Below are 12,457 nucleotides of genomic sequence, written 5' to 3'. Positions count from 1 at the left end.
TCCTAATCGGTCACGTCATCGACCAACAAGTTGAAACCACCGTTGTTCCCATCATCAATGGCAACGACTTGGTACACAACACCGTTCATTACATTGACTGGTGCTGAGTCAACCGCAACAATACTTGGGTTACCAGCCACTGTTACCGTTACATAATATGTACCTTCAGCGACATATAATCCTTGTACGCTATTTTTATACGCAAAATTAGCAATAGTTGGATCACTTCCATCTATTCCTGCACTCGTAGTGAGGTAAATATCCACCATTTCCGCTATAGGATTAGCCGCCGCGTGTGTCACATTCAATGTCGCGCTAGTCGCCACAGCGCGTCTCATATCTTCAACAACCAGAGCTTCGATATCAATCGCTGGGCTAACAACACCGACTGCATAAACACTGTAATCCATTCCACCTGCAACCATTAACCCGTCAACATCTATGATCGGATTGGTTGTTGTGCCATCCACGTAAACGTCAATATCGTAAGCGCCAGCAGCAAGATCCAAATAACCACGAATCTCTTTGAACGCTAAGTCGGCAAGAGGAGCGAAGGCCGCCCCGTTAACGTTAACATCGACGACAGGCGCTCCATCGACAAGGTGTCCGACTCTTACTTCAGCTTGGCTGCCCATATCTTCAATTATAGAAGAGCCCGAACCGTCCAACACCAAGAGTTTGACAGGTGACGTGCTATTCGAATCTCCTGTGCCGATAGCGGCAATCGTCAAGTTGGAATTAGCCGCAAGAGGTACTGTGCCGGAGTCAAAAGCAACGCTGTCTCCTACGGCAAGTCGAACTTGATACTCACCATCTGGGATGTTCAATACGTCGGTAGAAGCTTTGTAAGCAAGGTTAGTTATTGGAGTCGCGCTAGCAAGAGCAACACCTGGCTCAGTGACATAAAGATCAACAGCAGGAACGCCTGAAGCTGCATGAACAACTTGAACATCTAGACTATTGGCATCAGCCATTGAATCGGCGCTGCGAGTCACAACTAAAGGCTCAACTGGGTTTGGCGAACCATCGGCATCGCCAACAACGAACACGTTATAATTGAGGTCGGAATCAAGATCTAGTTCTGTTTTAGGTATTACGGTCGCGGTTTCGTTACCTGGGAGCTGAACATCGACCTGAATCGAATTCATCCCCTCTCGCAATTTAACGTAGCCAGATCCCACACCATAATCAACATTCGTTAATGATGGTTTATCGTTGATCCACACATTTGCAAGCGGCGCATCAGAAGACGCGTGCACTGCCTGTAAATTGGAATACTCGATAGTGTCACTGTCGGAGCCACACGCCGCCAGTCCTAATGCCGCCACCATAGATAGCGCAGCTCTGCCAAATCCTTTCATATCCTTGCCTCTTTGTTAGTCGGGGCTTCTATGGCTTCTGTCAGAAATTGCAACGCAGGAATGCAGTTCTCTGCGCCAACGAGCTGTTCGAACAGATTGCAGTCTAAAGGAAGTAATTCAAGCCAGCGCTGGGTCACCCAAGCTGAGTCATCGTAAAAACGATGCTGGTAGAGGTTTCCAAGTTGAGGAAACTCTTCATAAACATGGGATAACTGCTGGCTTAAATAGAAGAAATCTGGTGAGTTGTCTGGATGTTGCCAATTGTCTAACCATTCGACCTCTGCATGGCGTAAGCCGTCCGCATCTGCACGAACTCGTTTGACAACAAAGCGTTTCTCACCAGCGACTGTAATACCAAGAAGACCATCACTGAGTGTTTCAAAATCAACGATCCTGACCAAAGTTCCGATAGATGAAACGTTACCCACGTCTTTAGGGTCACCTTCACTTCCTACTAGGCAAACTCCAAAACCCACATTTTGTAGGCTGCATTCCTTTACCATTCGCTTATATCGTGGCTCAAAAATGCGCAGATTCATTTTACCTTCAGGGAGTACAACTGAAGTGAGTGGGAATAACATGACTTCTTTCATTCAAACGTCCTCTTTGATTCACGGATACATACGAATCCCTTATCACTCCGATCACTAACGATTTATGTTGGTTAATCGACTGGCTTAAAAAGTCATAAAATCGCTCACGCAAACGATCCAAATCACACATTTATTGCAATAAAATGCAACAAACAAAAAGTTCCGTAAATAAAGATAATTTCGTGATGCAACTCACCAAAAACGTTTCATTTTGCACCCTTTATCACTTTCATTTGGGATTTTTATCGCTATTATTCCCGCCAATTGGAAAGCGCAGCACAGATTGCGTGTTCTGAATCATTACAAACATAGAGAGTCCCCTTATGCGTAAATCACTTTTAGCTCTTAGCCTTCTAGCGGCTACTTCAGCTCCAGTTATGGCGGCAGATTACTCTGACGGCGATATTCACAAAAACGATTACAAGTGGATGCAATTTAACCTAATGGGTGCATTTGACGAACTTCCAGGTGAGTCTTCACACGACTACCTAGAAATGGAATTCGGCGGCCGCTCTGGTATCTTCGACCTTTACGGCTACGTTGATGTATTCAACCTAACTTCTGATCCAGGTAGCGACAAAGCTGGCGCAGAGAAGATCTTTATGAAATTCGCTCCACGTATGTCTCTAGATGCCGTAACTGGTAAAGACCTATCTTTCGGTCCAGTTCAAGAGCTATACGTTGCAACTCTAATCGAGTGGGGTGGTAACTCTGGTGTTAACTCTCAAAAAATCGGTCTAGGTTCTGACGTAATGGTTCCTTGGTTTGGTAAAGTTGGTGTTAACCTATACGGCACTTACGACGGCAACAAAAAGGATTGGAACGGTTTCCAAATCTCGACTAACTGGTTCAAACCATTCTACTTCTTCGAGAACGGTTCATTCATTTCTTACCAAGGCTACATCGATTACCAATTCGGTATGGATGATGATGCTGGTAACAAGTTTGGTTCAACCGCGTCAAACGGTGGTGCAATGTTCAACGGTATCTACTGGCACTCAGACCGCTTCGCAGTGGGTTACGGTCTAAAAGGTTACAAAGACGTGTACGGTATCAAAGATACTGATGGGTTCAAGTCAACTGGCTTTGGCCACTACCTTGCTGTAACTTACAAGTTCTAATTGAACCACTAAGTTTGCTCAAAAATGGCGCCTTTCGGCGCCATTTTTATTTGCTTTCCTTTTTTCCCTCATTATCCTTGCAGCAAACCTTTTTAATGAGAGCGTTTGGTGAATATCCTTATCCTCGGTCCAGGTGCGGTGGGCTCACTCTGGGCAACAAAATTTAAGCTTGCCGGGCACAATGTTTCATTGTGGGGAAGAAGTTCTGAAAGCCAACAATCACTTCAGTTGGATGACACACCCGCAATCGTATTCAGTAATCAAGATATTTCCTCCGTAAATAAAGCAGATCTCATTTTGATCACGGTAAAAGCTTGGCAAATGGAAGACGCCATTCAGCCTTTACTGCCTCATATCAACGCAGACACGATTATCATGCTGATGCACAATGGTATGGGTACCGCCTCTGGCGTGGAGAAGGCTCTGCCAAACAATCCTATCGTGCTCGCCACAACGACGCACGGCGCATACAAACCAGATAACCAACACGTACTGCATACCGGTCACGGAACAACGCAAGTGGGTGGTTATAATGACAAAGGAATGCAGTGCGCTTTTCTGCAAGATGTTATGCATCATGCCCTTCCAGAGGCCATTTGGAATCCACACATCCAATCTGCGTTATGGACTAAGTTAGCAATTAACTGCGCGATTAACCCACTGACTGCGATTCACCAGTGTAAGAATGGTGAGCTTGCGCAGCCCGAGTTTAAGGTACAACTTGAAAGCATCACTCAAGAACTGGTTGAAGTAATGAGTAAAGAAGGTATTGCTATCGAGTTTCGCTCTCTTTTCGATACGGTAATGCAAGTGGTGAACGCCACAGCTGAGAACTATTCTTCAATGAGACAAGACGTATTCCATCAGCGTCGAACGGAAATTGATTTTATAACCGGATACTTGTTAAAGGCTGCCGAGAAACATCGCATCAATACGCCTGAGAATTTAAAACTTTACCAACGCATCAAACAAATAGAACAAAGCTGGACAGAACAATGAGTAAGAAAATCTTAGTGCCAATCGCTCCAGGCACCGAAGAAATGGAAGCCGTCACCGTTATCGACATGATGGTTCGCGCGGGTTATGACGTTACGGTAGCGAGTGCTGCTTTTGATGGCTCATTGACGATGAAAGCTTCTCGCGGAGTCACACTAACAGCCGATTGTAAACTGGTCGATATCGCTGATGATGAGTTTGACGCCATAGCGCTTTCTGGTGGTGTTGGTGGTGCAGAAATTTTTCGTGATAGTACGGTGATGATAGAAATCCTTAAGCAGCACATCTATGAGGGAAAATTGGTCGCAGCTATCTGCGCAGCACCGGCGTTGGTATTGCAACACCATGATCTTTTCCCACAATCACTGATGACCTGTCACCCGAGCTTTCAGTCACATATCCCGGAAGAGAAGTGGCGCAGCAAACGCGTGACCTTTGATATCAACCACAACCTGATCACTAGTCAAGGTCCGGGTACAGCTTTAGAGTTCGCGATGGAAGTAATCATTCAACTCTCAGGTAAAAAACACGCATGGTCAGTTGCTGAACCAATGATCCCTCTGCCTACTCTGCACTACCACAAGCTTGGTGAAGAATAATGTTTGACGTAAATGCTGTACGCGAGCAATTTCCTGCTCTAAACCAATCCGTCAACGATACGCCCTTAGTGTATTTAGATAGCGCAGCGACAACGCAAAAACCGCAATGTGTGATTGATGTCATCAGTCATTACTACAGTGCGCAAAATGCCAATGTTCACCGTGGCAGCCATAGTTTAACGGCTAATGCCACCAGCCAATTTGAAGCGGCACGAAAACGAGTGGCAAGCTTTATTGGTGCAAACAGCTCTAAGGAAATCATTTGGACACGGGGCGCAACCGAAGCACTGAACTTAATTTCTCAAACCTACGCCCGTAGCACGTTACAACCAGGTGATGAGATATTAATTAGCGAGATGGAGCACCACGCCAACATCGTGCCCTGGCAAATCGTGGCAGAGCAAACGGGTGCTAAAGTCATTAAAGTTCCGATGACATCAGATTGTCAGTTCGACATCAGTGCATTTGAGGCGCTTCTGTCTGACCGCTGTAAAATTGTTGCTTGCGCACAAATAACCAACGTAACAGGCACACGCCAACCTATCGAAAAAATCACTGAACTGGCGCACAACGTTGGCGCGGTTGTTGTAGTTGATGGCGCGCAAGGCATCGTACATGAGCAACTTGATTTATCGACATCAGATATCGATTTCTACGTTTTCTCAGGTCACAAACTTTATGCACCAGCAGGCATTGGGGTTTTATACGGCAAACTTGAACTTTTGGAAGCCATGCCACCATGGCACGGCGGCGGTAAAATGGTTGAACGCGTTTCTTTCGAAAAAACGACGTTTTCTGCACTTCCTGGAAAGTTTGAAGCGGGCACACCAAACGTTGCGGGCGCGATTGCTCTAGCGAAAGCCATTGAGTGGTACCAAGGTTTTGACCATCACGAAGTAGAGACTCATCTCCATGCGCTTCAGGATAAGGCCTACCAAGCACTAAGCGCTTTGGATGACATTCATATTCTAGGCTATCAACCGAATGCCTCTGTACTGACGTTCGTCATGGACGGCGTTCATCACCAAGATATTGCGACGCTGCTCGATCAACAAGGCATTGCGGTACGAGCAGGACACCACTGCGCTCACCCATTGATGGATGCGCTAAATGTGAAAGGCACGGTTCGCGTTTCTTTTGGTATTTATAACACGGCTGAAGATGTGGATAGACTCATCGCCGCCGTAGAAAAAGCCGTCGACATGCTATAACGCCAACGGTTTGATTTGGAGTAACCAACAAGGTTACTCCATCTGCCTATCCAGAGTCGCCACGCAATTTCTGCCATTTCTTTTCGCAGCATAAAGCGCTTTATCTGCATGCGCATACAAACGTTTGGTGGTTTCATTTCTGCCTATTTCCACCACGCCTACACTCACCGTGACCGGAATTTCAATCTTTTCAAATTCGAACTGACAATTTTGAATGTGGGAACGTACTTCCTCTCCTACCTCTTTCGCCGCCGACAGAGAAGTTTCTGGCAAAATAATCGCAAACTCCTCCCCTCCGACTCTTGCAAAAATTTCGTCTTTGACGAGTAAGTGAGAAACCAAATCAGCTAAGGTCTCTAAGACATAATCCCCCGCATCATGACCACGTTTATCATTGATGACTTTAAAAAAGTCCAAATCAAACAATAACAACGCGGAGTGATAATCTGGAGCTTGGGATTTAATAACTTCTTCTGTGAGCTTTTCGAAAAAAACACGTCGATTGTAGATGTTGGTAAGAGCATCAATTTGGCTTTGATGGCGAAGAAGGGTTTCAACTCGGTGGCGATTGGAGATGTTGCGTGTAAGAATAAGGACAACGCGACGACCCCGGTATTTTATAGCGAGTGGGCAGATCTTGCCTTCGTAGTATAGGTCGCCTCTTGGTCCACTGTTGGCATCTATTCCCTGAATGCTGTCGGCGCACATCTTGTACTCGATCGTCACAATACTGTCTTGTTTCAGTGATCGACTGATCTGCTCGATAAACCAGTCGGCTTTATCTTTTTCAAGTACGCTGTGAAGTGTCTTACCTATCAAATTGCTTCCATCGTGATAGGCTTTTTTATCTGTTCCTCCAAAAACATCAATATAGATACCATCTTCACTCAGAATAAAAGTGGGGTCTGGCATTCCGGATAACACGTCTTGCGCATGTTCCAAGGTGAATTGCATATAGGGAGGTTCCTAGCATTTGTATCTAAGTAACCCAATCGCTTCCAAGTGTGTTTCCACATTGGGGAATAGGAGCGAATGGGGCATATGTCTATTATCTAATATAGACAAATTTTAAATACAATTGAGTTTATAAAAACCAAGTGGGCAATATAATGAACCAGGATCAATAGAATGGTTAATTAACGCTAAAATAGTCGACCATTTGCATATTTTTTATCCATATGCAAAAAATGTCTCAACTCAGATACAAAAAAGCGCCAAACAGCTAGGTTATTCGGCGTTTTTAAGAATTGGGAAAATGACTCGTTACACGGCGGTTTGCTTAATCTGCTCTACAATAGCTTTCAAGCCATTACCACGTGACGGGCTTAAATGGGAGACAAGCCCCAGTTGATCAAAATAAGCATCAATATCAAATGCTTGAATTTGATCGGCCGTTTTTCCGTCATAAGCCGCCATCACCAAGGCAATCAATCCACGGACGATACGCGCATCGGAGTCCGCACAAAAATGCCAAACGCCATCTTGCTCTTGGCTCACTAACCACACCAAGCTTTCACAACCCGAAACGGTAACTTGTTCTGATTTCAGCTCTTCTGGCATTTGTGGCAGCTTTTTACCCCACTGAATAACCTGACGGTAGCGATCTTCCCAGCCTTGAAATTGCTGCATAGTCGCTACAATGTCTTCGCTGGTGATATCTGTACCAAATGGAGAAACGGGAAAATCTGTCATGATGCGCTCTTCTTCTAGTTTACTTCTTATATTTTGAAATCAACTTCTCAACGATTCGCGATACCGCGACAAAGCCAAACGTTGCAGTTACAACAGTCGCCGCACCAAAACCGCTAGCACAATCCATACGTTTTGGGCCTTCCGCTGTCGACTTCACACCACACACTGAACCGTCTGCTTGAGGGTACTTCAGCTGCTCGGTTGAAAACACGCAATCAATACCAAACTTACGAGCCGGATTCTTAGGGAAGTTATGATGACGACGCAAGGTGTCTTTGATTTTCTTCGCTAGAGGATCTTGGATCGTTTTCGTTAAATCAGCGACCATGATCTGCGTTGGGTCAACCTGACCACCAGCGCCCCCCGTAGTGATCACTTTGATCTTGTTGCTGCGGCAATACGCCAACAAAGACGCCTTCGCTTTTACGCTGTCAATCGCATCTAGCACGTAATCAAACTCTTTGCTTAAGTACTCATGTTGATTGTCTGGCGTGATGAAATCATCAATCAGATTGACTTTACACTCTGGGTTGATCAATTTGACACGCTCGGCCATAACTTCAATTTTGCTTTGGCCAACGGTGCCCGTCATCGCATGAATTTGGCGGTTAATATTCGTGACACAAACATCATCCATATCAATCAGAGTCAACTCACCGATCCCAGTACGGGCCAGCGCTTCGACCGCCCATGAACCCACGCCACCAATACCAATAACACAAACGTGTGCAGCGCGAAGAATGTCCACTTCACTGTTGCCATAAAGACGACGAGTGCCGCCAAAGCGTTGATTGTAGCTGTCAGATGCTGGGGTATCGAGTTCACGCATATTGAAGTCCAGATGATCGATAGAAAAACAAAGAGTGCGATTTATACGCACTCTTTGATGAAATGTCTAGATAAGAGGCGGTTCCTCTTTCTTGGGTCGCTATTGTAGCTTTTCTGGCGGCAAAGCCCAAGGCGCTTGAGTTGGTGAGTTTTCCAGCCCAAGTTTCCAAACTCGACCAAAATGCTTGTAGTGCCCTGCTTCCGTTCCTGCTCTCGCACCAATGCCATGATACAGATCCAAATGGTTCTGTTTTACCGCACCACCAGTGTCTAAAACGATCAGCATTCGCAGTTGATGAGCACCGCTCCACGTACCATCCGCATTCAGCAATGGTACTTCCGCCAAGATTGGTGTGCCCATTGGTAAGATAGAACGGTCACCCGCGACCGCGGCCATTGGTAACAAAGGAATACCAGCCGATCCCGTTACTGGCGCTTCCGCTTTTGGCGCAAAGAAGACGTAAGAAGGGTTTTGCTCCAACAACTCGCGTACTGTTGCGTCGTCGTTGTCCATTACCCACTCTTTAATCGCTTTGAGAGACATTTTTTCACGCGGCACTTCACCACGTTCAATCAAAATGCGGCCAATACTAACGTAAGCTTTATTATTTTTCCCTGCGTACGCGAAGTACTCCAACGTATCATCATCTTCAAAATGCACATAGCCACTGCCCTGCACTTCCATCATAAACGGGTCAATACGGTTAGGCGCATAACCTAGCACTAAACCTTGGCCATCTAATGCCCCGTTGTAGATCTCCGCACGAGTCGGACAATCTGATGAGCAGTTTGGCTTGCCATAAACTGGGTACTTAAAAATGTCGTTTGGTGTATGACGCAGCTCCATCACGGGAGAAAAGTATCCGGTAAACAGCACATTACCTTTTTTATCACCACCACCCAATTGCGCGGCTTGAATGCCAAACGCACTCAACGCACTGGTATCTCCGCTCTGTTGCGCCCACTCACTTAATCGTTGATATAGCGGTTGGTATATCTTCGCCATGGATGGTGACTTTATCACCACTTGCTCAGCTTGCTTGTTAAATTCAGTAAAATCGCGTGGTTTGTTAGACTCAACTACGTCCACTTTATTGAGGATCTGAGGAAACTCACCATCAAGATATTGCTGAGCACGATCATTTTGTTGAGCACAGCCAAAGAGTAGGCTCAAAGAGATAATAGGAAGGAGTTTTTTTAACACGTGTCTTTTCCGTAAAAGAGAATAGCAAAAGGATGGCAAACAAATGCATACGGTGCAATTGAAAAGCAACGACAAAATGTTTCAACGCTAAGCCAATCCGTTTACTCGTTGTGAATTCATTCAGTTAATGCAACATGATAGCAGCGGAAGAATTACGGAATTGTCCGGATTATGTTTGAAAGTAAGATTTACTGATTGAGAGATGAAATTGTGATCATCCATGTGACTCACAGACGCAAGAGATCTCTGCTTAACAGACAAAGATAAAAACGACTATCTTACCGCAATCCTTGCACGCCCCTCTAAACGGAATACAGGTAGATAATGTGCATTAGCATCCAGCTTCATTTCTGCATGCTGCTTACCCACAAAATTGAAGTGCCGCTCATTTGAACCCACTCGATACGAAAACGAATCCCCATCGAATTCAAAACTGGTCGCCACTGTAGAACCATTTACGGTAACACCGCGCTCACTCAACACAAATTCTTCACGAGCATAAGGCGCAACATCTTGCTCAACCCAGCGACCATAAATAGTCGATTTGGGAATGGGCGGATTAATGGTTCGAGTAATCAAATCACTATACAGCATGCACACGACAACGGTTCCAACTATCGCTATAAGCATGAGAGAACGCTCTAGCCACTTACGAAGCATTGATTTAGATGACGTTTTTGACAGATTTGAAGCAGTGATCGCAGCATTCTTATTAACAGCAGAAGACATGAGGTTCACGTATTGAGGAAAGACGCCACCATTGTAACCTTCCCTCTTAACGGGACCAAGAACCTACCTCAATATGTTTGTGCTTTATTCCAAAATTTCACCTTGCCACCAAGTGAATAAAAAGGCATTATTTTAACATAATTAAACAAAGGAATGGCTGTAGTGAAAATTCGTAGTACTGCTCTCGTAAAAGGATTCCGTCAATCAACACCTTATGTCAATGCTCACCGCGGAAAAACCATGGTGATCATGCTGGGCGGAGAAGCCGTCGCACACAAAAATTTTGGCAATATTATTAATGATATCGCACTCATGCACAGCCTCGGAATCAAAGTCGTGGTGGTGTATGGTGCACGTCCTCAAATTAATCAGCTGCTAGAAAAACAAGACCTCACTACGCCTTACCACAAAAATATCCGCATTACGGATGAATCGGCTTTATCTGTTGTTATGCAAGCTGCCGGACAACTTCAACTTGCGATTACTGCGCGCCTATCAATGAGCCTCAACAACACTCCGATGGCAGGCACCCAGCTCAATGTCGTTAGCGGAAACTACATCATTGCCCAACCACTCGGCGTTGATGATGGTGTGGACTATTGCCATAGTGGACGTATTCGCCGCATTGACACCGACGCGATTAATCGCACGCTCGACCAAGGCTCTATTGTGCTACTTGGCCCCATTGCGAGCTCTGTGACTGGCGAGTGTTTTAACTTACTTTCTGAAGAAGTCGCGACACAACTGGCGATAAAGCTGGGTGCGGATAAGCTGATTGGTTTTTGCTCCGAACAAGGTGTCATTGATGACAACGGCAATGCTGTCGCCGAGTTACTGCCAATTGAAGCGGAGCATGTCATCAAAACACTCTCTGAAAATACGTCTCCTGACCTAGATTACAACACTGGGACACTGCGCTTTCTTAAAGGCTCTATTGCCGCTTGCCGTGCCGGAGTACCTCGTAGCCACTTGATCAGTTATAAAGTAGATGGCGCCTTAATTCAGGAGTTGTTCTCTTTCGACGGTATCGGTACCCAAGTTGTTATGGCGAGTGCTGAACAAGTGAGGCAAGCTAATATTGACGATATTGGCGGTATCTTAGACCTCATTCGCCCTTTAGAAGAACAAGGTGTACTCGTTAGGCGCTCTCGAGAGCAGCTAGAGCAAGAGATTGGAAAATTTACCATCATCGAAAAAGACGGCTTGATTATTGGCTGTGCTGCCCTTTATCCATACCCAGAAGAGCGCAAAGCTGAGATGGCTTGCGTAGCGATTCACCCTGACTATCGTGATGGAAACCGAGGTTTGTTACTGCTCAACTACATGAAACATCGTTCTAAATCCGAGACCATTGATCAAATTTTTGTCCTCACGACACACAGTTTGCATTGGTTCAGAGAGCAAGGTTTTTACGAAGTCAGTGTCGACTATTTGCCTGGAGCCAAACAAGGGTTATATAACTTCCAGCGTAAGTCCAAAATCTTAGCGTTAGATTTATAGCTTAACCTTAAATCAGGGAGCGAAACTTGACGTTCCACTATACCAACTAACGTCAAAGGGCAGGATTCAGTTCATTCACGCTCAACCCTGCACATCGAGCTTGTTTAGGAACGAGTTTGTTGAGGAGTAAGGCCACACATAAACCCTACTCCGGACTAGCGGGTCATCATGTAAACCCAACTTAGAAATACGCAAACCATTGCTTGATTTTTGTTCCAATTTTATCTTTTAAATATACATTTGGTTGGCTATACTCTGCTCGCTAGTGATTGGTTTTTAACCAATACGAATGGATCTAGGTGATGTAATGTAGCCTTCACCCTAAAATACTGGGCAATTGAAAAACTAGTTAGCTCCGTATTGCACACCAAGGACAGTTGTTAATCTGACTTTAAATAAGCCGAGACGAGCACTGTTATGAGAACAATCATTTGTAATTCGCTTCAAAGCTTCTGGGATATGGCTGACAATCAGTTTTTAGAAGGCCTAGACGTCCACTGTGTTTTCCCCGTAAATGACGCTATCCGAGATTTTATTCTTGCTTATCAACAGCAATACAAAATACGCAGCGTGTCGTTTACCAATGCGTTTGCAAAACATGCATAAAAGAAGACCGAGCCATA

General features: G+C 45.2%; 13 protein-coding genes. 6 read left to right on the top strand and 7 right to left on the bottom strand.

Translation table 11 applies throughout. The annotated features are described in order from the left end of the window. Positions 1-2: 2 nt before the first annotated feature. A complete protein-coding gene (locus R7P67_RS09235; protein ID WP_086047003.1) occupies positions 3-1,361 on the bottom strand; it encodes a DUF4397 domain-containing protein in 1,359 nt (452 codons plus the stop codon). Next, the gene (locus tag R7P67_RS09230) at positions 1,358-1,954 is read right to left on the bottom strand and encodes an LON peptidase substrate-binding domain-containing protein (RefSeq protein WP_005380253.1); all 597 of its coding nucleotides are present in this window, start codon (positions 1,952-1,954) and stop codon (positions 1,358-1,360) included. Before R7P67_RS09230 ends, R7P67_RS09235 begins: the two co-directional genes overlap by 4 nt. A gap of 323 nt (positions 1,955-2,277) precedes the next feature. On the opposite strand from R7P67_RS09230, the gene R7P67_RS09225 reads away from it, so the two are divergent. The 4 genes from R7P67_RS09225 to csdA all read left to right on the top strand — a co-directional run bounded on the left by R7P67_RS09225 (position 2,278) and on the right by csdA (position 5,881). Further along, positions 2,278-3,075 carry an outer membrane protein OmpK gene (locus R7P67_RS09225; RefSeq protein WP_005385292.1) on the top strand — a complete coding sequence of 266 codons (798 nt, stop codon included), beginning with the start codon at positions 2,278-2,280 and terminating at the stop codon, positions 3,073-3,075. A 108-nt stretch (positions 3,076-3,183) separates the two neighbouring features. After that, positions 3,184-4,074: a 2-dehydropantoate 2-reductase gene (panE, locus tag R7P67_RS09220; protein ID WP_262653515.1), complete on the top strand. Its 891-nt coding sequence runs from the start codon at positions 3,184-3,186 to the stop codon at positions 4,072-4,074. Then, on the top strand, positions 4,071-4,670 hold the full coding sequence (locus R7P67_RS09215; protein WP_006742560.1) for a DJ-1 family glyoxalase III: 600 nt from the start codon (positions 4,071-4,073) through the stop codon (positions 4,668-4,670). Before panE ends, R7P67_RS09215 begins: the two co-directional genes overlap by 4 nt. Then, the gene (gene csdA / locus R7P67_RS09210; protein ID WP_318085939.1) at positions 4,670-5,881 is read left to right on the top strand and encodes a cysteine desulfurase CsdA; all 1,212 of its coding nucleotides are present in this window, start codon (positions 4,670-4,672) and stop codon (positions 5,879-5,881) included. The genes R7P67_RS09215 and csdA overlap by 1 nt, the downstream gene beginning before the upstream one ends. 33 nt (positions 5,882-5,914) lie before the next feature. Here csdA and R7P67_RS09205 read toward each other — a convergent pair whose 3' ends face one another. The 5 genes from R7P67_RS09205 to R7P67_RS09185 all read right to left on the bottom strand — a co-directional run bounded on the left by R7P67_RS09205 (position 5,915) and on the right by R7P67_RS09185 (position 10,334). Then, positions 5,915-6,835 carry a sensor domain-containing diguanylate cyclase gene (locus tag R7P67_RS09205; RefSeq protein WP_054577576.1) on the bottom strand — a complete coding sequence of 307 codons (921 nt, stop codon included), beginning with the start codon at positions 6,833-6,835 and terminating at the stop codon, positions 5,915-5,917. Positions 6,836-7,144: 309 nt separating this feature from the next. After that, positions 7,145-7,573 (bottom strand): cysteine desulfurase sulfur acceptor subunit CsdE, encoded by a 429-nt coding sequence (gene csdE / locus R7P67_RS09200; RefSeq protein WP_017636016.1) that lies wholly within the window; start codon positions 7,571-7,573, stop codon positions 7,145-7,147. Between the two features lie 19 nt (positions 7,574-7,592). Then, entirely contained in the window at positions 7,593-8,402 is an 810-nt protein-coding gene (tcdA, locus tag R7P67_RS09195; protein ID WP_005380241.1) for a tRNA cyclic N6-threonylcarbamoyladenosine(37) synthase TcdA, read from the bottom strand. A 99-nt stretch (positions 8,403-8,501) separates the two neighbouring features. Next, positions 8,502-9,605 carry a murein transglycosylase A gene (gene mltA / locus R7P67_RS09190; RefSeq protein WP_054577574.1) on the bottom strand — a complete coding sequence of 368 codons (1,104 nt, stop codon included), beginning with the start codon at positions 9,603-9,605 and terminating at the stop codon, positions 8,502-8,504. A gap of 273 nt (positions 9,606-9,878) precedes the next feature. Next, the gene (locus R7P67_RS09185; RefSeq protein ID WP_005380234.1) at positions 9,879-10,334 is read right to left on the bottom strand and encodes a DUF2850 domain-containing protein; all 456 of its coding nucleotides are present in this window, start codon (positions 10,332-10,334) and stop codon (positions 9,879-9,881) included. 162 nt (positions 10,335-10,496) lie between these two features. On the opposite strand from R7P67_RS09185, the gene argA reads away from it, so the two are divergent. Both argA and R7P67_RS09175 read left to right on the top strand, forming a co-directional pair. Continuing rightward, positions 10,497-11,834 (top strand): amino-acid N-acetyltransferase, encoded by a 1,338-nt coding sequence (gene argA, locus R7P67_RS09180; protein ID WP_012841478.1) that lies wholly within the window; start codon positions 10,497-10,499, stop codon positions 11,832-11,834. Positions 11,835-12,251: 417 nt separating this feature from the next. Beyond that, positions 12,252-12,440, top strand: coding sequence for a hypothetical protein (locus R7P67_RS09175; protein ID WP_005380230.1), 189 nt, complete (start codon positions 12,252-12,254; stop codon positions 12,438-12,440). Positions 12,441-12,457: the final 17 nt, after the last annotated feature.

The organism is Vibrio sp. Vb0937 (genome assembly GCF_033338855.1).
The sequence above is the reverse complement of the archived record's forward strand: the minus strand, read 5'-3'. Positions and strand labels throughout refer to the sequence as shown.